This window comes from Pantoea nemavictus (genome assembly GCF_037479095.1).
GTDB classification, from domain to species: Bacteria; Pseudomonadota; Gammaproteobacteria; order Enterobacterales; family Enterobacteriaceae; genus Pantoea; species Pantoea nemavictus.
The window spans coordinates 1-22,593 of sequence record NZ_JBBGZW010000002.1 but is presented as its reverse complement, the minus strand read 5'-3'; the positions used below and the strand labels follow the sequence as shown (position 1 = coordinate 22,593).

Below are 22,593 nucleotides of genomic sequence, written 5' to 3'. Positions count from 1 at the left end.
ACCCTCATGCTTAATGACTCACAAAGAAATTATGGCACTGGAAAACAGGTTACAGCCCCGTTATCATCGGCCCATCTTTTCACTTACTGATAACTAAGGAGGATTACTATGCTGCCGTGTGAATTGTTTATTTACTCACACTTCTATAGTAATTGGCCGCGCTCAGGCATTGCCGCACTCGTGCTGCGATAATCCGCCCTGAGCGAAGTTTTCTGAATATCTTTACTCTCTGGGTTGTCGTCAGCTTTTCTATGACGTCAGGCTTTTTTGCGCCTGCAACTTATGAGTAAGCACATGAGCACTCTACTTTCCGCCCACGCTGTCGGCTTCGATAACGCCTTCGGTGCCCTGTTTCACGATATCCATTTCAGCCTGAAAAAAGGCGACCGCATCGGTTTGCTGGGTGATAACGGCACCGGCAAAAGCACCTTGCTAAAAATCCTCAGCGGCGAACTGGCAGCCAGCCACGGCAGCATTACCCAGTCCCATCACTGTTTGCTGGCGCGTATTGAGCAGCATCTGCCTGCTGAACTGCATACTGCTTCACTGCTCGATGCCGTAATGGCGCGTTTGCCAGAACAGAGCGATGGCTGGCGCGCCGAAGCGCTGCTCGGCAGCCTCGGTTTTAGCGAGCAGCAACAGTTACAAACCGTCGCCACGCTGAGCGGCGGCCAGCATATGCGTTTGCTGCTGGCGCGAGCGCTGGTCCTCCAGCCGGATCTGCTGCTACTGGATGAACCCAGCAACCACCTTGACCTGCCAACACTGCTATGGCTGGAAAACTTTCTTACCCGTTGGAGCGGCAGTTTTGTGCTGGTTTCGCATGACAGCACCTTGCTGGATCGCGTTACTAACTGCAGCTGGATTCTGCGTGATAAGGGACTGCAACACTTCCGTCTGCCCTGCACGGCCGCACGTCAGGCGTTACTTGAACAAGATGCAGCCGACGCGCAACGCTTTCAGGCTGAGCAGAAGGAGATCGATCGCGTCGAGAAAAGCGCCAAACGTCTGGCGATTTGGGGACGCACTTACGATAACGAAGGTTTGTCACGCAAAGCCCAGCAAATGGAGAAGCGCGCCAGTTGGTTGAAAGAGGCGCAAACCACGCTGAGTGAAGGATCGTTGTGGCAGCTGCAGCTGCATGGTGAAGCGCTGGAGGCCGATCGTGTGCTGGCGCTGCCTGAGATGACGATCCGGCCTGCCGCAGGTGCGCCTGCGCTGTTTTCGTTACCGCTGCTGCAGGTGAAAAGTGGCGATCGCGTGGCGATTGTCGGACGCAACGGTTCGGGCAAATCATCGTTGCTGCGGCACTTATGGCGGGAATATCAACAAACCGACAGCGCGCTGTTTCATCCGCGTGCGCGTCTTGGCTACTACGACCAAGGTCTACATCAGCTGCGCGATGCGGATACGTTGAGTGACGCGCTGGCTCATTTCGCGCCGCTCAGCGACGAACAGCGCAAAATGGCGCTGATCGCGGCTGGATTCCCCTATCTACGCCATCAACAGCTAATTGGTTCACTGAGCGGCGGGGAGCGTTCGCGCCTGTTGTTTGTTGGATTAACCCTTGCGCGTTATTCGTTACTGTTGCTGGATGAACCCACCAACCATTTGGATATGGTGGGCAAGGAGGAGCTGGCGGAAGCGCTAACTCAGTTCGACGGCGCAGTTTTGCTGGTATCACACGATCGCCAGTTAATCGCTAACAGCTGTAATCGCTTTTGGTTGATTGAAGATCGGCAACTCAGCGAGTGGCATGATTTTGAGGCGGTCACCGCGCGCCTGCGGGCTGAGCAAGCGGAAATCACCTTTGCGCCTTCTCAGGCTGACTTACGGGAAATATCACAGGCAGCGGATGAGGATGCCCTGCTGCTGGCGCTGCTGGAGGTCGAAAGCAAGCTGGAGGAGGATCTGACGCGCAAACCGAAGCATCAAAAGCCAGCGTTACAGGCGCAGTGGCGTGAGGAGATAGCGATGCTTAAAGCCCAGCTCGGCCTATAAGTTATGTACCGATAAATCAGGTCGCCATGGATGGCGTAATGATCGTCAGTTAAGCGTCGAGCAACTTCATTATCGCCTTCATCATTTTTCCTCACGGCATGGCATGTAACACCGAGTTGTACTGAGTGAAAAGTGGCTCAGATAAGCTGTAAACAACTCAGCGGTGGTTTCTGTTCGGTAACGACGATCTTTTTTTCTTCACTGCCGACTGGCGCAGAAAAATAACGGAAAATTTACTCCTGATTATTGCCGTAAGTGATTATGATTCTCACTTCATAAAAGGGACGCTTATGCTGACTATTTCTAAAAAGTGGCTTTTAGCCGCACTCGCTGCTGTCATTCTCCTGCTACTGATCTGGCATTTCTCTGGGTCGCGCAATAAACCGAATACCGTCGTCACCGCCGTGGTGCGCCAGGGCGATATCGAAAACGTCATTGCTGCAACCGGCAAAATGGACGCGGTTGAGCGCGTCAATGTCGGCGCGCAGGTTTCTGGTCAGGTAAAAAAGCTCTATATCAAGACGGGCGATAACGTTACTAAAGGCCAGCTGATCGCCGAGATAGACGATCAGCCGCAGCGCAGCGATTTGCGCAATGCGCAGGCGGCACTTAGCGTGGCGCAAGCTGATTTAGCGACGCGAGAAGCCACGCTGTTACGGCAGGACGCACAATTCAAACGTCTGCAACAGATGATTAAAACCAACGCGGTATCTCGCCAGGATTTTGATCAAGCGGCGGAAGCCTGGAGCATTGCGCAGGCGGAGCTGACGGCACAGAAAGCGCGCGTGATTCAGGCACAAATTGAGGTTGATAAGAAGCAGCTCGATCTCGGCTATACGCGCATCATGGCGCCGATGGATGGCACCGTGGTCGCTATTGTCACCAAGCAAGGTCAGACGGTGAATGCGGTACAAACCGCGCCAACAATCGCCAAACTGGCGCAGCTGGGCACCATGACCATCAAAGTGCAAATCTCCGAGGCGGATATCAATAATGTGCAGCCCGGACAAAAGGCGTGGTTCACCACCTTCTCGAATCCGGACAAACGCTATAACGCCACGCTGCGCAGTCTCGAACTGGCTCCCGAATCGGTGATGAAAGATGATGCGCTGATGGGCAATAGCGAAAGCACGCCGAGCAGCAGCACCAACGCCGCAGTCTATTACAACGCCCTGCTTGATGTGCCCAACCCGGACAATGCGCTGCGCATCTCCATGACCGCGCAGGTCAACCTGCTGCGTGATGCAGCGAAAAACACCTTGTTGGTGCCGGTGCAGGCGACGAAGAGAGATGCCGATGGCAAAACCTACGTCGAAATCCCGGACCAGGATAACAAACCGGTGAAACGCACCATCACCACCGGCATTTCCGACAGCGTGGATATTCAGGTGTTGAGCGGCTTAAAAGCCGGGGAAAAAGTGATCCTTGCCACCCAGACTGCAGGCGCTGACAAGGTGCTAATGTGAATATTATCGAACTGAAAAACATCCAGCGCAGCTATGTTAACGGTTCGCAATCCCTGCATGTGCTGAAAGACATCAACCTGAGCATCGCCAGCGGTGAGCTCGTGGCGATCATCGGCCCGTCCGGTTCGGGAAAATCCACGCTGCTGAATATCCTCGGCTGCCTGGATGCGCCGGACAGCGGCGACTATTTGATCGGCGGGCAGAATACCGCCAGCTTGTCGCCGGATGCGCTGGCGAAAGTGCGTCGTGAGCATATTGGCTTTATCTTTCAGCGCTATCACTTAATGCCGGACCTCAGCGCGTTGAGTAATGTTGAAATCCCGGCTATCTACGCCAATCTTCAGGGCAAGGCGCGCCAGCAGCGTGCGGCAGATCTGCTGGCACGTTTAGGCTTACAGGGCCGCGAACACCACAAGCCGGGCGAACTCTCCGGCGGCCAGCAGCAGCGCGTGAGTATTGCGCGTGCGCTGATTAACGGTGCCGAAATTATCCTCGCCGATGAACCCACCGGCGCGCTGGATTCACACTCTGGCGAGGAAGTGCTGCGCATCCTGCACGATCTCAATCGCGAAGGTCATACGGTGATCATCGTGACGCACGACATGAAAGTGGCGCAGCACGCCGATCGTATTATCGAGATTCAGGATGGCGAGATTTTTGCCGATAGCGGCCGCAAACAGGATGCCGCGCGCGCGCGTTACGTCCCTGCTGCCCGCAAAAGTCACAGCAAACTGCGCGGATTGATTGACCGCTTACGCGAATCGTTGCGCATGGCGCTGAATGCCATGAACGCCCATCGGCTGCGTACCGCATTAACCATGACCGGCATTATTTTTGGCATTGCGGCGGTGGTGACGGTGGTGGCGCTCGGCCAGGGCGCGCGGCAAAAAACCCTCGAGAGCATTTCCGGGCTCGGTACCAACGTGGTGTCGGTGTATGCCGGCGGTGATTTCGTTGAGGATGAGGCGCATCCGGTGCTAACGCTGGTGATGGCGGATGCGGAAGTGATCGCGCGTCAGCAGTTTGTCGCCGCGGTTAGCCCGGAGATGATCGCCAGTCAGCCGATTCGCTATCTCTCCAACTCGTCGAAAACCTCGGTGTACGGCGTCGGCAAAGACTACTTCCAGATTCAGGGCATTAAGCTGCTGGAAGGCAGCAACTTCAGCGACGAACGGCATGCGCGCCAGGAGATCATCATTGATACCAACACGCGCAATAAGCTGTTTGGCGAACAGGCTGAAAGTCCGGTTGGCAAGATGATCGTGCTGGGGTCGGTGCCGGTACGCGTGATTGGCGTGGCGGATAATAATGATGGCATGTCGCCTAATCGCCTTAGCGTATGGCTGCCATGGAGCACCGTGATGTATCGCATCAGCGGACAAACCGCGCTCACCAGCATCAGCATTAAGTTAAAAGAGGATGTGGTGAGCGGCCCGGCTGTCGAATCGCTGACGCAACTGCTGACGGCACGTCACGGCACCAAAGATTTCCTGATGTTCAACCGCGACAAATATCGCAAGGCCATCGAGGATGCGGCGGCAACGCTCACCTTGTTAATTCTGCTGGTGGCCTCGATTGCGTTGATGATCGGCAGCATTGGCGTAATGAATATTATGCTGGTGTCGGTAACGGAGCGTACCCATGAAATCGGCGTGCGCATGGCGGTGGGCGCGCGACGCGGCGATATCATGCAGCAGTTTATGATTGAAGCGGTGTTGGTGTGTTTAGTCGGCGGATCGCTCGGCGTGGCGCTGGCGTTGGTGATTGGCCCTATCATCAGCTTGCTGGCAGGTGGCATGATCACCGCGATATTCTCGTGGCAATCGGCGGGTGCAGCGTTTGCCTGTTCCACTATCATCGGCATGATTTTTGGCTATCTGCCCGCCCGCAAAGCCGCGCGGATGGATCCGGTCGCGGCGTTAGCGAGCGAGTGATTTTGAACGGTGCGCATAAATGCGCACCCTACAAGTTCGTAGGGTCGCCATTCATGGCGACCGTCAAGCATATAACTCAGATCAGCATCGGCAAGGTTGCGCTGGCCGTTTGCTGGCTGGCCGCCAGGTAACGCGCATCGTGCGTCATTAATTCATTTATCAACACTTCTACCAGCATCATCGCGCCCACTTTGCCGCTCAACGCGCCCGCGTTGAACGGTCCTTCCGGACGCGCCGCCACCAGCAACATATCGGCTAAATTGCCCATCGGACTGCGCAGCGTATTGCTCAGCATCAGCACGCGCGCATGCTGCTTTTTCGCCACTTTCACCACGTGCATCACATCCTTCGTCGAGCCAGATGCCGAGATAGCGATGACTAAATCGCCCTCTTGTAGCGTCGAAGCATTCATCGCCGCGCGGTGCATGTCACCAAATAATTGCGCCGATTTTCCCAGGCGCAAAAGACGATAATGCAGATATTCACCGGTAATCGCGCTGGCCGCCACGCCATAAATCTGGATGGTTTTGGCCTGATGCAGCGCCTCCACCGCGTGCTGCAGCACCTCGCGGTTGATGAATTTTCCGGTATCACGCAGCGCCTGCACCGTCTCCTCAACCAGCATATCGATGCTGTCACCGCTGGCCATCGCTGCTGGCTGATTGTGCTGCACATCCAGCGCCAGCGCCATTTTGAATTCGGTATAGCCTTTGCAGCCCAGATGACGGCACAAACGCGTCACGCTGGCTTCACTGGTTTCCGTTTCGCGCGCCAGCTCGGTAATGGTGAGATACAACACTTTTTGCGCATCGGTGAGAATAAAATCGCCCAACTTTTGCAGCGTTGGGCTATAGCCCGGCAACGCCTGGCGCAGGTGCAGCAAGATGTTTTCATTGTCCGTCATGGCGACCTTCCTTCTACACGTCATTTATGCGGCACAGTGTGCAGCAGATTAGGGCATAAGTGAAAGCTATCACAATAATGATGGAAATTTCCAACCGATGAATTAGATTGTGGTAATAATTTTTACCACAAACACACTTCAGGGATAAAAATTTATGTCATCACTGTTCAGCGCTACCTCTTCAGGCGGTTGGTTTGAAAAAGCCCAACGCTTTGGCAAGTCGTTTATGTTGCCTATTGCCGTCTTACCCGCCGCCGGTTTGCTGCTGGGCATTGGCGGTGCCCTTTCCAATCCTAATACCGTTAAGGCTTACCCTTTTCTCGATGTCGCCTGGTTACAAGGCGTTTTCACCATCATGGCGAGTGCCGGTTCCGTGGTGTTCGCCAACCTGGCGGTGCTGTTTGCGGTAGGCGTCGCAGTTGGGCTGGCGAAAAGTGACAAAGGCACCGCGGGACTTGCCTCTCTGCTGGCCTATCTGGTGATGAATGCCACCATCAATGCGCTGCTGACGCTGACCGGCGTGCTGGCGCAGGACAATCTCAGCGCGGTGGGACAAGGAATGGCGCTCGGCATTCAGACGCTGGAGACCGGCGTGTTTGGCGGCGTGGTTATCGGGCTGGTGACCGCCATGCTGCATAACCGCTACAACAAGATTGCCCTGCCGCAGTTCCTCGGCTTCTTTGGCGGTTCGCGCTTCGTGCCGATTATCAGCTCGTTCGTCGCTATTCTGGTGGGTGCGGCGATGACCATCGTCTGGCCGCATTTCCAGAAATTGATTTTTGGCCTTGGCGGCTTAGTTGATGCCACCGGCTATTTTGGCACCTTTATCTACGGCTTCGTGCTGCGCATGCTCGGCCCGTTCGGCCTGCATCACATCTTTTATCTGCCGTTCTGGACCACCGCGCTCGGTGGCAGCGAAGTGATCAATGGGCAGTTGGTGGAAGGCACGCAGCGCATCTTCTTTGCCCAGCTGGCCGACCCCGCTACCCAGCAGTTTTACGTTGGCACGTCGCGCTTTATGTCGGGGCGCTTTATCACCATGATGTTTGGCCTGATTGGCGCGTGTCTGGCGATGTATCACACCGCCAAACCGGAAAACCGCCAACGCGTCGCCGGCTTGTTACTCTCTGCGGCGCTGACCTCCTTCCTCACCGGCATCACTGAACCGATCGAGTTCTCATTCCTGTTTGTCGCGCCGGTGCTGTATGTCATTCACGCGCTGTTCGATGGCCTGGCATTTATGATCGCCCACATCCTGCACATCACCATTGGCCAGACTTTCTCCGGCGGATTGATCGATTTCATCCTGTTCGGCGTGTTGCAGGGCGAAGCCAAAACCCATTGGTGGTACGTCCCGCTGGTCGGCGTGCCGTGGTTCCTGCTCTATTACTTCACCTTCCGCCTGCTGATTACCCGCTTCAATTTCAAAACGCCGGGCCGTGAAGATGCGCAGCTTGAAAGCGCGCCGATGGTGGCCGGCGAGCGTCCGCAACAGGTGATCGCTGCACTGGGTGGCAAAGAGAACATTAGCGAACTGGATTGCTGCGCCACGCGCTTGCGTATCACGCTCATTGATAGCAGCAAACTGGATGAAGTCGGATTGAAAGCCACTGGCGCACGCGCCGTGATCCAACGTGGCAAAGGCGTACAGGTCATTTACGGCCCGCACGTCACCATTATCAAAAATGAAGTAGAGGAGTTACTTGCGCTATGAAAGCACCGATGCTGGCACAGATTAAAGGAAAACTGGTGGTCTCGTGTCAGGCTCTGGAAGATGAGCCGCTACACAGCCCCTTTATTATGTCGCGCATGGCATTAGCCGCGATGGAAGGTGGCGCAGCAGCGATTCGCGCCAACAGCCTGATCGACGTGCAGCAGATTATGCAAACCGTGGATCTGCCGATTATCGCCATCATCAAACGCGATTATCCCGGCAGCGATGTCTACATCACCGCCACCTTACGCGAAGTGGATGAGTTGATGGCGGCCAATCCAGCGATGGTGGCGCTGGATGCCACGCTGCATGCACGTCCCGGCGAGTTGCAGCTGCCAGAATTGGTGACGGCGATTCGTCAGCGCTATCCGCAGTTACTGTTGATGGCCGACATTGCCACCGTGGATGAAGCGCGCCAGGCCTCGCAGTTAGGCTTTGATTGTGTCGGCACTACGCTGCACGGTTACACCAGGGAAACCCAAGGCTGCTATTTGGCGGCTGATGATTGTCGATTCCTGCGCGAGGTACTGGCAGCGGTAACCGTGCCGGTGATTGCCGAGGGGAATGTTGAATCACCAGAAATGGCGGCGCATTGCCTGGCGTTGGGCGCGCACGCGGTGGTGGTGGGCGGCGCGATTACCCGCCCACAGCAGATTACCCGCCGCTTTGTGAATGCCATCAGTAAATAACCATAAGGTGCCCATCACTGGGCACCTTAACGGGTTACTGCGTGGTTTTCTCATTCACCACGGCGGCAACTTCAGACGGTGCCATCTGATGCAGATCTTTATACAGACTTGCCATATACAGCACGATAACAAGTGAGAACGGCAATCCACACAGCACTACCGCGGTTTGCATCGCACTGAAGCTGCCCGCATACAGTAAACCGGCACACACCAACGTGGTGACGCATGCCCAGAAGATACGCAGCCACGCCGGTGCATCGTCGCTCACGCCGCCGCCTTTGCTTGATAGATTGGCAATCATCAGCGTGCCGGAATCCACTGGCGTCAGGAACAGCACGAAGCTGATGAGGATGGTGAATCCGGCGACCAACTGGGTAAACGGCAGATACTCAAACAGTTTGAACACGGCCATCGGCGGATCGCTCAGCGCCACCTGACCAAGAATGGCATGACCGCCCTCCAGCACCAGACTGATCGCGGTATTACCAAACAGCGACAGCCATGCGAGAGTAAAGCCGAGCGGAATCAATAGCACACCGAAGATCAATTCACGAATCGTACGGCCTTTGGAAATACGCGCGATGAACAGACCAACAAAGGGCGCCCAGGCAACCCACCACGCCCAGTAGAACAGCGTCCAGGCGCCCTGCCATTGGCGAGCTTTACCATACAGGTAGAGATTGAAGCTCTTGCCGACAATCGAGGTCAGATAATCGCCGACGTTTTGCATCATGCCGTTGACCAACGTCATCGTCGGTCCGGCAACGAACACAAACAGCAACAGCAGGCAAAGAAAACCGACGTTGATGTTGGATAACATCGCAATCCCTTTCTCTACTCCGGTTACTGCCGCCAGCGTCGCCACGACCATCATCAGCACGATTAATATCATCAACACGTTAGTGTTTTGCGGAATGTGGAAGAGATAGTTGAGGCCGGAGTTCACCAGCAGCGCGCCGATGCCGAGGTTGGTCACCATCGAGATCACCGTCACCAGGATGCCAAAGCTATCAACCAAATGCCCAATCCAGCCATGAATCCGCTTACCAAACAGCGGATAGAGCGCGGAACGCAAGGCGAGCGGCAGATCGCGGCGATAGGCAAACCACGCCAGCGCCGTGGCGATTAAGGCGTATAGCGCCCAGCCATGCAGGCCCCAATGTAAGAAGGTAATCGCCATCGCCTGACGCGCCGCTTCAACCGTTCCACCCTGACCTTCCGGCGGTTGCAGGAAATGGTCGAGCGGTTCATAAGCACCGTAATAGACCAGCGCGATACCAATGCCCGCCGAGAACAGCATGGCGACCCACGAGGCATAGCCAAACTGCGGTTTTTCATCGTCATGGCCGAGTTTGAGTTGACCAAAGCGGGATAACGCCAGCCAGAAAACAAACACCATACACACCACCATCAGCAGCATGTAATACCAGCCAAACATATCCGCCACCCAGAGTTGGGCGTGGTTTAGCCATTTCTGACTCGCCGAGGGATACAGCACGATCATAAAGGCCAGCACCAGAATCACGCTGGCTGAACTCAGAAACACCGCGAAGTTAACGCGGATCGGTTCTTCTTCTACTTTGATGGGGCTATGACTCTTCACTGTCATGGTTCTCTTCCTGGTACAGGTAAACAGCGGTTCCGGATGGCAACATATAGTTAACATTCGACCACATTTATTTGACATTTATGCAGCATAAAGTACATTGATTGAACGTTCAATCAATCAATAAACATTCCAATAAAAACAAGCGGAGTCTTGACGGTGCGCAAAGAAATTCCCGAAAAACGCAAAGAGCAGCTGATTAACGCCGCATTTGAAACCATCGGCGACATAGGGCTGGCGGGAATCACCCTGTCGCAGGTGGCCAGGGAGGCCGGCATGTCTACCGGTATCGTCAGTCATTACTTCGGTGACAAAGAGGGATTGTTAAACGCCACCATGCGCAAGATCCTGCGCGATCTGCGCGATGGCATTGCGGAATGCCGGGTCAACGCCCCGAGGCAAGATGTTCGCGCGCAGCTTTTTGCCATCATCGATGCCAACTTCCATCCCAGCCAAACCAGCGCCAATTCAATGCGCGCCTGGCTCGACTTTTGGGCCGCGAGTATGCACAACAGCGAACTGCGCCGCCTGCAACGCCTTAACGATCGGCGTCTTTACTCGAATATTTGCTGGCAGTTTCGCCAGGTGATGTCGCCAGAGCTGGCGCGCAAATCGGCACGTGGACTGGCGGCGTTGATTGATGGCCTGTGGCTGCGCGGCAGTCTGACCGGAAAGGATTTTGATGTAGAGCAGGCATGTTCGATCGCCCGCGACTATGTCGAGGAAAAACTGGCAATGCTGCCAGTTGCGTAACAAAAGAGCCAAAAGCTAAGGAACAGACAAGAATGGCAAAGTATCCCCTACAACAACTCTACATTGATGGTCAGTTGACCGATGCCAGTGGCAAAGAGACGTTTGAAACCATCAACCCCGCCAACGGCGAGGTGCTGGCACAGGTACAACGTGCCACGCAAGCCGACGTCGAACGTGCGGTAGCCAGTGCTGAGCGCGGCCAGCGTATCTGGGCGGCAATGACCGCCACCGAGCGCTCGCGCATTCTGCTGCGAGCCGTTGCTATCCTGCGTGAACGCAATGACGAACTGGCGGAGCTGGAAACCCTCGATACCGGCAAACCCTACTCTGAAACCTCCGCTGTGGATATCGTCACCGGCGCCGATGTGCTGGAGTATTACGCCGGACTGGCGACCATCATCGAGGGTGAACAGTATCCACTGCGCGACACCAGCTTCTTCTATACACGTCGTGAGCCGCTGGGCGTCACGGCGGGTATCGGCGCGTGGAACTATCCGATTCAAATCGCGCTGTGGAAATCTGCACCGGCGCTGGCTGCCGGCAACGCAATGATCTTCAAGCCAAGCGAAGTCACGCCGCTCAGCGTGTTGAAACTGGCCCAAATCTACACCGAAGCCGGCCTGCCAGACGGCGTATTTAACGTGGTACAGGGCGCCGGACGTGAAGTGGGCCAATGGCTGACCGAACATCCGCGCATTGCGAAAATCTCGTTCACGGGCGGCATCGAAACCGGCAAAAAAGTGATGGCGAGTGCGGCAGGATCAACACTAAAAGACGTAACCATGGAGCTGGGCGGCAAATCCCCGCTGCTGATTTTACCGGATGCCGATATTGAGCAAGCCGCAGATATCGCCATGATGGCGAACTTCTACAGCTCCGGCCAGGTGTGCACCAACGGTACACGCGTCTTCGTGCATCGTTCGCAAAAAACGGCGCTGGAACAAGCGCTGCTGGTGCGCGCTCAACGTATCCGTCTCGGTCAGCCAATGGATGCCGACACCAATTTTGGTCCGCTGGTGAGCTTCGCGCATATGGAAAATGTCCTGCGCTACATCGAACTCGGTAAGCAGGAAGGCGCTAACGTCCTGATTGGCGGTGCGCGCGAAACGCAGGGCGCCTACGCGCAAGGTGCATGGGTACAGCCGACCATTTTCACCGATTGCGAAGACCATCACACCATCGTCAAAGAGGAGATCTTTGGCCCGGTGATGAGCATCCTGACCTATGACGACCAAGAGGAAGTGATTCGCCGCGCGAATGATACGCACTTTGGCCTGGCGGCGGGTGTGGTAACCCGAGATCTGGCCACCGCACACCGCGTGATCCACCGCCTTGAAGCGGGCATCTGCTGGATCAATAGCTGGGGCGAATCACCTGCGCAAATGCCGGTTGGCGGTTATAAGCAATCCGGTGTTGGCCGCGAAAACGGTATTTCAACCCTTGCCCATTACACCCGTATCAAATCTATCCAGGTTGAACTGAACCCGTTCAGCTCCGTGTTTTAATCGAAGGAACGCATGATGAGCATCACCAGGGAGTATGACTACATTATTATTGGTGCCGGTTCAGCCGGCAACGTACTGGCCACGCGCCTGACCGAGGACGCGAACGTCAGCGTGCTGTTATTAGAGGCCGGTGGCCCGGATTACCGTCAGGATTTCCGCACGCAAATGCCTGCGGCCCTCGCCTTCCCTTTGCAGGGACGCCGCTATAACTGGGCGTATCAGACCGATCCTGAACCGCATATGAATAATCGTCGCATGGAGTGCGGACGCGGCAAAGGACTCGGCGGTTCGTCGCTGATCAACGGCATGTGCTACATCCGTGGCAATGCAATGGATTACGATAACTGGGCGAAGCAACCGGGTCTGGAAAACTGGAGCTATCTCGACTGCCTGCCCTACTTCAAAGCCGCAGAGCGCCGCGATATCGGTGGCAATGATTATCATGGCGATTGTGGCCCTGTCAGCGTAACCACCCCTAAATCCGACAATAACGTGCTGTTCCACGCGATGGTGGAAGCCGGCGTGCAGGCGGGCTATCCGCGTACCGATGATCTGAACGGTTATCAGCAGGAAGGGTTCGGTCCGATGGACAGAACGGTGACGCCGAAAGGTCGTCGCGCCAGTACTGCACGCGGCTATCTCGATCAGGCCCGTTCACGTCCCAACCTGACGATAGAAGTGCACGCGCTGACCGACCGCATTGTGTTTGATAACAAGCGCGCCTGCGGCGTCAAATGGCTGCAAAAAGAGGTGCCGCATGAGGCGCGTGCGCGTCGTGAAGTGCTGCTGTGCGCGGGAGCGATCGCCTCACCTCAGGTGTTGCAGCGTTCGGGCGTAGGTCCGGCGGACTTATTGAAAAGTCTGGATATTCCGTTGGTTCACCACCTGCCGGGCGTTGGCGCTAACCTGCAGGATCACCTGGAAATGTATCTGCAATATGAGTGTAAGCAGCCGGTTTCACTGGCGCCTGCGCTTAAACTGCACAATCAACCTGCGATTGGTGCCGAATGGCTATTTAATGGCAGCGGTATCGGTGCCAGCAATCAGTTTGAAGCGGGTGGATTTATTCGTTCTGACGAAGAGTTCGAGTGGCCGAATATTCAATATCACTTCCTACCGGTAGCGATTAATTACAACGGCTCGAACCCGATTAAAACGCACAGCTTCCAGGCGCACGTCGGTTCAATGCGATCGCCCAGCCGTGGACGCGTTCACGTCACGTCGAAAGATCCTAACGCGCATCCGAGCATCTTGTTCAACTACATGTCGGACGATCAGGATTGGCGTGAATTCCGCGCAGCGATTCGTCTTACCCGTGAAATTATCGCTCAGCGTGCCCTGGATCCGTTCCGTGGCCGCGAGATATCGCCGGGTTTGGCGGTACAAAGTGATGAAGAGCTGGATAAATTCGTGCGCGAACATGCAGAAACCGCTTATCACCCGTCGTGCTCGAATGCCATGGGCTATCACGACATGGCCGTGGTGGGTAATGACGGTAAAGTGCATGGCGTTGAAGCTCTGCGCGTGGTGGATGCCTCGATCATGCCGCAAATCACCACCGGTAACTTAAACGCGCCGACCATAATGATCGCCGAGAAAATTGCCGATATGATTCGTGGTCGTCCTGCTTTACCGCGCGTAACAGTGCCTTACTACGTTGCCAATGGCGCGCCGGTGCGCCGCCAGCCGCAGTAATCAAATCAAGCTGAAAGGGTTCATTGAATATGAACCCTTTTTTTTGCGGATTGGTCCGCCTTACACGTAAAAAAACCAACCACTCAAGGTTATCCACAATCCCCGTGCGTAGAGTCGACGTTATCCTGTGGATAAAACTCGCATCACTGCATACAGCGCTCGATGCACGCATGCGGTCATTTTTCGCACGATTCATTAATCAGAGGGAGGATGTCCGACCAACTTTGCCCATGGCAAAAACGTTGATTGCCGCGAGCAGCGCCGCCGCCACAAAAGCGCTGGCGAAGCCACCGGGCAGCCAGGCCATGAATGCCGCGAGAAACTGACCAGAGAAGATTGCCATCGATAAACGTGCCAGCTGGCGCCCCCTTGCGTGTGGCTGGCTGATGTTCACCGTCATATGATTAACCAGCGGAATCGACAAGCCGAACCCTATCCCCAGCAATATACCGCCCGGAATAAACAGCACCATGTTAGGAGCCGCGGCAAACTCCAGATGCGCCAGCAGATAACAGACAAATGCCATCACTAACGTCGTATAACTGCCGAATCGCTGCGCGACATCCGGCATGATCGCGGCCGCCAGCACCGCCACCAACGAAACAAACGAGAGAAAATAACCAATTTGCGCGGCATCAATCCCCATCATGGCAAAGCGCTGCGGCAGCATAATGACGGCGGTAAAAAAGCACATCATCGAACAGAGCGCGGCCAGCAACACCGGGCGCAGTTGGCGATCGCTGTTCTGCGCTGAATGATTAATCTCCAGAGAAGCTGGCGGCTGCGGCGGACGCGGCACGGTGATCACCACCATTAGCAACATCAGCCAGGCAAAAAGATAGAGAAAATAGGGCCAGCGCCAGCTAATGGAAGCCAGAATGCCGCCCAGAAAAAGAAACAGTACGCCGCCCAACTCTATGGCCATGCCCTGCCGCGCCATCATCGCTAAGCGAGTCTCTCCCGCGTAGAAACTGGCAATCAGGCTGGTGCCCGCCGCCATCACGACCGCCGTGGCGCCTCCCAGCAGTAAACGGTCGATAATTTGCAGCCCGGCGCCTGGTAACCACGCGCCGGCGACACCGAGCAAGCCATAACAGAGCAATCCGATCAGCAAAAGCGTATAAGCGCCCCAGCGATCGATGGCGCGGCCCGCGAGCGGCCCCGCCAGCACCACGCCGAGTGAAGGGAGTGTGACCAGCCAGTTGGCCATATTACTAACGCCAAGCTGTGCGGCGATTTCGCTAAGGCCGGGCACGATGACACATCCCACCATAATCGTCAGGCAGCTGACCGCCAGCAGCGAAAAGGCGCCGGTTCGTTTAATGGATGACACACACTCTCCTGGTGCCCGAATAATGGACATAAAACCAAATAATGGACACCAGTGTTGGAGGAATTGCTAGCGCTGTCAATCACCGCACCGCAACATGCTATAGTGATGCCAGCTAAAATCGCGCGGAATGATAAAAAATGAGTGTGGAAACAGAGAGTAATGGATCACAAGTTATTGCGCGCGCTGCAACCATTCTGCGGGCGCTGGAAGATCGTCCGGCGGGATTATCGATCGCCGCGTTAGCGAAGATCACCGACCTGCCGCGCACTACGGTGCATCGGCTGGTGTCTTCATTGATCGCGCAGCAGCTTTTATTGCAGGATAGCGACGGCATCAAACTCGGCCCGGCACTGGCGCGTCTTGCCGCCTCAGCACATACCGATATTATTACGCTGTCGCAGCCAGCGATGGCGACGCTGGGACGCCGCACGCGCGAAACGGTTGACCTCTGCGTCTGGCGCGGCACGCATACCGTGCTGGTGAGTCAGGTGGTTTCGGATCAGGAGTTGCGCGTGGCGTCGCCGGTCAGCACCGCATTTCCTTCGCACTGCGCGGCGCATGGCAAAGCATTACTGGCGGAGCAAGCAGAAGATACGCTGCAGGCGCTGCTGCCACAGTTGCAGGAGGTTCGAACCGGGAAGACGATGCAGGATCGTAAGCTGCTGCTTAAAGAGATAGCGATTATTCGCCAGCAGGGTTATGCGGTTGATCGCGAAGAACATGCACGCGGAGTGTGCGGCATCAGCGTGGCGCTGCAAACCGGCGTCGGCGAGCGCTATGCCTTAGCCATTGCCGCACCGGCATTACGTTTTGATGAGCAGTTTGCGCATTTACTGGCTGCACTGCTACAAGCAAAAGCGGAAATTGAGGCGCTGCTGGCGCGTTAGATCGAATCTTCTTTTTCAATCACCAGAACGCGTGCTTCTCCCTGCGGATGTGCCACATGCTCAGTACCGATGCTGGCGTAAAAGATGTCGCCCGTATTGAGCAGCACTTTCTTCACGTCACCGCTTTCGCGGTAATGCATTTCCACCGCGCCATCCAGCACCGCGAAGACCTCTTCGCCATCATTGATATGCCATTTGTAGGGTTGATTCGTCCAGTGTAAGCGCACGCTGGTGCCGGCGAAGTTAGCGATGTCTAAGGCTTGCCAGGCTTTGGACGGGGTGAAGTTTTTAGTGATGATGGTTTTCATGCGATGTCCGATTAAGTAAGTGCTGCGTTGATGATACACACAGTATTGAGCTGTCGCGGGACACACGCAGACCATTTACGGACATTCAGAAACAGCAAAGCCGCCCGTAGGCGGCCTTAACACAACTGCTTGTGTAGCTAACTTATTTGTACAGCTCTGCAGTCATGTGAACGCGGTTGTTGGTGTTCGCTTCAGTAATTTTGTACTGAGCGCCCTGCTCTTGTGCCTGAGCAGCAATTTTGGCTTCAGCACCGTCAAGGGTAGAAGACTCAACGGATACGCTCTGTGCAAAGCTGGCAGCAGACATCATTGAAAAAGCAGCAACAGCGGCGATAGACAGTGTTTTGATGGTTTTCATGGTCATAATCCTTAGTGGTTTAAATAAGAAGGCTGTGTGCCTTCGATGGAAACAATAATAACTCTAGTTATCGTTTCAATATTAACCATTAGTGCGATCACGATAACTTACGTAACTATACGCTTAGATGGGTTTCATATACAAAAAAGGCCGCCCGTAGGCGACCTGTTCTGGCATATCCGTATGCAACCATCCGTTATTTGTAAAGTTCAGCAGTCATATGCACAACATTACCGTTGCTGGCTTCCAAAATTTTGTACTGCTCGCCATTCTGTTTAGCCTGCGCAGCAATTTTAGCTTCAGCACCATCAAGAGTAAGTGAAGTGGCTGAAACAGTTTGTGCGAAGCTAGCAGCAGACATCAGTGAAAGAGCAGCGGCAGCAGCGATAGTCAGTGTTTTAATCGTTTTCATGGTCATATTCCTTTGGTTGTCTGATGTTAAGGCTGTGCGCCTTCGATGGAATCAATAATAACCACTGAAACTATTATCAGATTAACTATTAGTGCGATCACAGTTAATCAGCTAACTATAACTATGCCAAATCCAGCTTGGCGATCACTTTTTGTATCTCTGCCACATCCGCCGCCGCCAGCGAGCGCAACGGTCGCGGTAAACAATTCATCTCAGTTAATCCCAGGATGCCCGCTGCCGCGGCGATGACGCGCAAACTGCCGCCGTGTTGGGTAAATAGCGCCCAAAGCGGATCCAGACGCTGTGCCTGGGCAGCAACGGCCGCGAAATCTTCATTCATCGCAGCATCAGCCAATGCTTTGGCGGTACGCGGGAACAGTCCACCACATACCGAATACCACAGGTCGCAACCGGCGATCAGGCCGGGCCCCGCAAACGCATCGCCGCTGACGCCAATCGTGACGCTGGCGGGTAATTGAGCGCGCAGTGACTTTACACGTTGCGTGGCGGCGGCAATATCTGCCGGTACGCCTGGAATTTTGATTGAGGCGATATTGGGCAGCGTAGCGATTCGCGCATGCAGCGCATCGGAAAACACAACGTGGGTGGTACCAGGATTGTCGTAAATGCAGATCGGCAGCGAAACCTGTCGCGTGACATCCTGATAAAGCCCAAACACCTCTTCATCACTGAGTTTCTGGTAAGAAAGCGCCGGTAATAATAACGCGCTGGCACCGGCCTGCTGCGCATCATCTGCCAGTCGCAACACTTCATCTGTGCTCATCGCGCCAATGCTCACCATCACCGGAATATTATCCGCATGCTGCACCGCCAGCGTCGCAATACGCTTGCGCTGTTCACGCGTGAAATAGGCATAACTGCCGGTTGAACCCAGCACGCCGAGCGAATCCACTTTCGCATCAGTTAAGCGTTTGAGGATGTTGAGAAACGCTTTTTCGTCAATACCTGAAGCATTCAGCGGAGTTAGTGGAAACGCACTCAGTCCTGTAAACATAGCCAGCGCCTTATAGAGATAAAAATGAGAGGAATCATATCCAGCAAGGTTATAAGCCAGCAGAAACAAAAATGCCCTCTTCCGAGGGCATGATTTTACGCTGAAACTAAAATCTTATTTCAGGGCGATACGTGCAATCTGATCCTGGCCTTTGGTTGAGGAGTCTTTGTTGAACTCCGCTTTCAACGTGACATACAACGTATTGTTATCTGGGCCAATCAGCAGGCTGTTTGGATTGTTATCAAACGACCAGCTGTTTTTCACTGCGTAAGTTGTCGCATCCAGCTGCAGCACTTTTTTCGATTCGCGCTGGCTGATGTAGATCTCATTACGCTTGGCGTTGAACTTGATACCCAGCGCATCACCTTCAATACGTTTAATCACTTTGCCGGTGCGCTCATCAAACACCAGCGTAGCTTTGCCTTTGGAATCGTCGGTGACAAACAGACGACCGGTTGCAGGATCTTCCGCCATATTCAGGAACAGGTACTCTTTGCCGTCGCCTGCAGTCCAGCGCTTCTCAATCTTGTGGCTACGTGGATTGATCACCAGAATCTCGCCCGCGCCGTTAGTGGCGTAAATGCGCTCAGTCAGCGGTGAATAGATGATGCCGGTTACCCATTTGCCCGCATTCTGGATGGTGGCCTTCAGCTTGAAGGTTTTCACGTCAACTACCGAGATATAACCCGGATCGGCCACGCGACCAACGTACAGCTCATTGCCATGCCACAGCACTTCACGTGCGCCTGCCGGATACCCTTCTTTATCTTTCTTGCCCGGGAAGACTAAACGTTCGAGCACTTTGCCGCTATTCGCATCCACTTTTGAGATCGCGCCGTCCAGTGAGTTGGTGGTGTAGAACACGCTACCTTGCTCATCAATCGCGGTGCCGAAGTTTTTCAGATCGGTATGCGTTACGCCCTTCGTCTCTAATGAAGTGGGGTCGAGACGATAAATCACGCCACCGTTGACGTCTTTAAAGCTCTGCGCGCTGGCAACGTATAACGCTTTCGCAGCTGGCGAGTACGCCATTTCATACAGGCCATCGCCTAAAGTGCGTTGGGTCAGCGCAGTATCAACCGGCTTAGCGGTGGCGGCTGGCGCTTCAGCTTTTTTAGCAGGGGCCTGGCATGCGGTCAGGCTGCATGCGGCGACGATTGCAGCGGCAACGGCGGCTTTGCGCGGGCTAAATAACGATTTCATGCTCAACTCCATCAATGGATGAACGGCTCCGTTGCGCGTCTACGCGCACGGAAGAATACAAGAAGAATGAGAATCATACGCATTAGCATGAACTTAGCAACTTTCTCGACGCTTTTAGCCGTCCGGCGTTATTTCTTGCGCAGGCTAACGCCCTTTCTCAACCAATTTTTGCGCTAAAACTTTCTGTATTTGCCAGAAAAATAATGAAAACGTGAGTTATTAACGGGTTATATCTGCGCTTATCTCATTGATATAAGTCATGTTTACATATTATTACAATTACAAATGAAACCTTCCGAGATTCTTTAAAGCAAATGATTATCATTGGCCTTCTCATTAAATGCGTAGTGGCATCTTACGCGACCTTCCTTCTGCCCTCTTAGGCTGATGCGTAAGGACGCACACCATAAAAAACTGAAGCGAATCAGCTTCATATAACTTGCGTTATCTACAGGAATTTTTATGTCAGGCATCAGGAAAACCTTCACCGTCTCCATGCTGGCTATGGCGATTCATGCCCTGCTTAATCCAGCATTGGCGCAGGCCGCAGCCAGCAACAGCGAGAATCAGCAAGATTTAGTGGTCGATGCCTCCGCCGCTGGCGAGGGTGATAACAATGAAAAACAGGATTACGCAGTGAAAACCACGCGAGCCGGCACCAAGATGCTGCTGACTCCGCGTGATGTTCCGCAATCGTTGAGCGTGGTAACGCAGCAGCGTATGCAGGATCAGAATCTGCAATCGGTAAACGATGTGCTGACCAATGCCACCGGCATCTCCACCAATCTGATCGACAGCGAACGTTCGGAATACTATTCACGCGGCTTTAGAGTCAGCAACTTCTCTTTCGACGGCATCCCAACCTCGGTCAATGACACCTGGAATTACGGTGATGCCGCGTCTGATACCGCGATTTACGATCGGATTGAGATCGTGCGCGGCGCCACCGGTTTGATGAGCGGCGCGGGAAGCCCGTCAGCCTCGATCAACATGGTACGCAAACACGCCGACAGCAAAACCTTTACCGGCAGCGTAAGCGCCAGCTATGGCAGCTGGAATAAACAGCGTTACGTTGCCGATCTCTCGGCACCGCTGAATCAGGATGGTAGCTTACGCGGGCGCGTAGTAACCGGTTATAGCGATGAAGACAGCTGGCTTGACCGCTACCATAAAACCAAAAAATTCCTTTACGGCGTGCTAGATGCCGACATCACCGAGCACACCACGCTGTCGCTGGGCTATGACTACGAAGATGCCAACACCGGCAATCCTACGTGGGGCGGCTTGCCGATGTTCTATAGCAACAACGCCACCACGCATTACGATCGTAGCCTCAACTCCGCGGCAAACTGGGCGCGCTACAACACCAATTCACGCAAAGTGTTCGCCGACATCGATCATAACTTTGATAACGGTTGGAACATTCACGTCAATGGCACGCACGCGGAAAACACCTTCAACGATAAGTTGCTGTATGTGATGGGCAGTGCCGATCAGGATAGCGGTGCAGGCACCACCGGTTACGGCAGCATGGATCGCGGCAAACGTCAGATGGACTCCTTCGACGGTTACGCCAGCGGCCCGTTTGAACTGCTTGGTCGTCAGCATCAGTTGATGGCGGGCGTCAGCTACAGTCGCCAGCATAACGCGACCTACAGCCAGGATGGCGTTACCGATCTGGAAAACTATGACATCGCCACAGGCGATATGGGCATTTTCAATAACAGCTGGAACGGCAATATCGCCGAGCCACAGTGGCAAGGTTGGTACCAGAATGCGGACGATACTATCCGCCAGAAATCGGCCTACACCGCCGCGCGTTTCTCGCTGGCCGATCCGCTGTCGCTGATTATTGGCGCGCGCTATACGCAGTGGAGCACCAACGGCAGCAGCGGCAACATGACCAAAAACAACACCACGCCATACGCCGGGTTAGTGTATGACATCAACGACACCTGGTCAGCGTACGGCAGCTATACCTCGGTCTTCCTGCCACAAACTTATCGCGATACCAGCGGCAAATATCTGTCGCCGGTCACCGGTAAAAGCTATGAAACCGGCCTGAAATCCGCCTGGTATGATGGTCGTTTAACGGCAACGATGGCGATATTCCGTATCGAACAGGATAACGTCGGTGAGGCGATTAATGGCGTCTACCTGAGCGGCAACGAACAGGCTTATGCACCGGCGAAAGGTGCGGTGAGTAAAGGTGCGGAGTTTGAGCTAAACGGTGCGCTAACGGATAATCTGCAGCTCACTTTTGGTGCGACTCGCTACGTGGCGCGTGATAAAGATGGCCGTTTCAACAGTTATCAGCCGCAAACTTCGTTCAAACTGTTTACCCGTTATCAACTGCCGATGTTGCCGGATCTCACGGTCGGCGGCGGCCTGAACTGGCAGAATCGCGTGTTTGAAGATACCACCAATGCCAGCGGCGATACCGTACGCGTTTATCAAGGCAGTATTCCACTGGCATCACTGTTTGCGCGTTATCAGGTCACTAAACAGGTGGCGGTCCAGGCAAACGTGGATAACCTGTTTGACCGCGAATATTACAGCTACATGAACAGCTACGTTTATGGCGCGCCGCGCAGCTACTCAGTCAGCGTTTCGTATCAGTTCTGATCATCCAGGTCGCCATGAATGGCAACCCTACAGGCGTTACAGCGATGATGATTCAGGAATAGGCATTGCTGCTGCAGCGCGGGTGTTGAGGCGACATCCCAGCCCGCTGAGCGAGTGAGGGATTCCAGGGCGAGCCGCAGGGATGCGGCGAGAGGCGGCGCTGAGCAGGAGCGAATCGCCGCCGG

The 22,593-nt window shown here is 54.7% G+C and carries 18 protein-coding genes; 10 read left to right on the top strand and 8 right to left on the bottom strand.

Annotated features, from left to right (window positions below; translation table 11 throughout):
* The first annotated feature begins 294 nt into the window (after positions 1–294).
* From WH298_RS19930 to WH298_RS19920, 3 genes are all read left to right on the top strand, one after another.
* A complete protein-coding gene (locus WH298_RS19930) occupies positions 295–2,001 on the top strand; it encodes an ABC-F family ATP-binding cassette domain-containing protein (RefSeq protein WP_180823761.1) in 1,707 nt (568 codons plus the stop codon).
* A gap of 290 nt (positions 2,002–2,291) precedes the next feature.
* Positions 2,292–3,467, top strand: a complete 1,176-nt coding sequence (locus WH298_RS19925) for an efflux RND transporter periplasmic adaptor subunit (protein ID WP_007890141.1) — start codon at positions 2,292–2,294, stop codon at positions 3,465–3,467.
* Positions 3,464–5,401 carry a MacB family efflux pump subunit gene (locus WH298_RS19920; RefSeq protein WP_007890142.1) on the top strand — a complete coding sequence of 646 codons (1,938 nt, stop codon included), beginning with the start codon at positions 3,464–3,466 and terminating at the stop codon, positions 5,399–5,401. Before WH298_RS19925 ends, WH298_RS19920 begins: the two co-directional genes overlap by 4 nt.
* Before the next feature lie 76 nt (positions 5,402–5,477).
* Here WH298_RS19920 and WH298_RS19915 read toward each other — a convergent pair whose 3' ends face one another.
* A complete protein-coding gene (locus WH298_RS19915; protein WP_007890143.1) occupies positions 5,478–6,305 on the bottom strand; it encodes a MurR/RpiR family transcriptional regulator in 828 nt (275 codons plus the stop codon).
* 154 nt (positions 6,306–6,459) lie between these two features.
* On the opposite strand from WH298_RS19915, the gene WH298_RS19910 reads away from it, so the two are divergent.
* Both WH298_RS19910 and WH298_RS19905 read left to right on the top strand, forming a co-directional pair.
* On the top strand, positions 6,460–8,019 hold the full coding sequence (locus WH298_RS19910; protein ID WP_180823760.1) for a maltose/glucose-specific PTS transporter subunit IIC: 1,560 nt from the start codon (positions 6,460–6,462) through the stop codon (positions 8,017–8,019).
* Positions 8,016–8,708, top strand: a complete 693-nt coding sequence (locus WH298_RS19905) for an N-acetylmannosamine-6-phosphate 2-epimerase (protein WP_180823759.1) — start codon at positions 8,016–8,018, stop codon at positions 8,706–8,708. The genes WH298_RS19910 and WH298_RS19905 overlap by 4 nt, the downstream gene beginning before the upstream one ends.
* Before the next feature lie 34 nt (positions 8,709–8,742).
* On the opposite strand, the gene WH298_RS19900 is transcribed toward WH298_RS19905, so the two are convergent.
* Positions 8,743–10,317, bottom strand: coding sequence for a BCCT family transporter (locus WH298_RS19900; RefSeq protein ID WP_007890146.1), 1,575 nt, complete (start codon positions 10,315–10,317; stop codon positions 8,743–8,745).
* Positions 10,318–10,473: 156 nt separating this feature from the next.
* On the opposite strand from WH298_RS19900, the gene betI reads away from it, so the two are divergent.
* The 3 genes from betI to betA are packed head-to-tail and all read left to right on the top strand — an operon-like array spanning position 10,474 to position 14,267.
* Entirely contained in the window at positions 10,474–11,067 is a 594-nt protein-coding gene (gene betI / locus WH298_RS19895) for a transcriptional regulator BetI (RefSeq protein ID WP_180823758.1), read from the top strand.
* Positions 11,068–11,099: 32 nt separating this feature from the next.
* Positions 11,100–12,572: a betaine-aldehyde dehydrogenase gene (gene betB, locus WH298_RS19890; protein WP_180823757.1), complete on the top strand. Its 1,473-nt coding sequence runs from the start codon at positions 11,100–11,102 to the stop codon at positions 12,570–12,572.
* Positions 12,573–12,587: 15 nt separating this feature from the next.
* A complete protein-coding gene (gene betA, locus WH298_RS19885) occupies positions 12,588–14,267 on the top strand; it encodes a choline dehydrogenase (protein ID WP_180823756.1) in 1,680 nt (559 codons plus the stop codon).
* A gap of 199 nt (positions 14,268–14,466) precedes the next feature.
* Here betA and WH298_RS19880 read toward each other — a convergent pair whose 3' ends face one another.
* Positions 14,467–15,600 carry an MFS transporter gene (locus WH298_RS19880; protein WP_180823755.1) on the bottom strand — a complete coding sequence of 378 codons (1,134 nt, stop codon included), beginning with the start codon at positions 15,598–15,600 and terminating at the stop codon, positions 14,467–14,469.
* Positions 15,601–15,737: 137 nt separating this feature from the next.
* Here WH298_RS19880 and WH298_RS19875 point away from each other — a divergent pair, with 137 nt between their 5' ends.
* Positions 15,738–16,487 (top strand): IclR family transcriptional regulator, encoded by a 750-nt coding sequence (locus WH298_RS19875; protein ID WP_007890151.1) that lies wholly within the window; start codon positions 15,738–15,740, stop codon positions 16,485–16,487.
* Here WH298_RS19875 and WH298_RS19870 read toward each other — a convergent pair.
* The 5 genes from WH298_RS19870 to WH298_RS19850 form a co-directional block, all read right to left on the bottom strand.
* Complete coding sequence (locus WH298_RS19870) at positions 16,484–16,795, bottom strand: cupin domain-containing protein (RefSeq protein ID WP_180823754.1); 312 nt, start codon at positions 16,793–16,795, stop codon at positions 16,484–16,486. The two genes, WH298_RS19875 and WH298_RS19870, sit on opposite strands and share 4 nt — an antisense overlap.
* A gap of 142 nt (positions 16,796–16,937) precedes the next feature.
* Positions 16,938–17,153, bottom strand: coding sequence for a YdgH/BhsA/McbA-like domain containing protein (locus tag WH298_RS19865; protein WP_180823753.1), 216 nt, complete (start codon positions 17,151–17,153; stop codon positions 16,938–16,940).
* A gap of 196 nt (positions 17,154–17,349) precedes the next feature.
* On the bottom strand, positions 17,350–17,565 hold the full coding sequence (locus tag WH298_RS19860; RefSeq protein ID WP_007890154.1) for a YdgH/BhsA/McbA-like domain containing protein: 216 nt from the start codon (positions 17,563–17,565) through the stop codon (positions 17,350–17,352).
* A 121-nt stretch (positions 17,566–17,686) separates the two neighbouring features.
* A complete protein-coding gene (locus tag WH298_RS19855) occupies positions 17,687–18,580 on the bottom strand; it encodes a dihydrodipicolinate synthase family protein (protein WP_180823752.1) in 894 nt (297 codons plus the stop codon).
* A 114-nt stretch (positions 18,581–18,694) separates the two neighbouring features.
* Positions 18,695–19,783, bottom strand: a complete 1,089-nt coding sequence (locus WH298_RS19850; protein ID WP_007890156.1) for a YncE family protein — start codon at positions 19,781–19,783, stop codon at positions 18,695–18,697.
* 462 nt (positions 19,784–20,245) lie between these two features.
* Here WH298_RS19850 and fhuE point away from each other — a divergent pair, with 462 nt between their 5' ends.
* Positions 20,246–22,408: a ferric-rhodotorulic acid/ferric-coprogen receptor FhuE gene (gene fhuE / locus WH298_RS19845; RefSeq protein ID WP_180823751.1), complete on the top strand. Its 2,163-nt coding sequence runs from the start codon at positions 20,246–20,248 to the stop codon at positions 22,406–22,408.
* Positions 22,409–22,593: the final 185 nt, after the last annotated feature.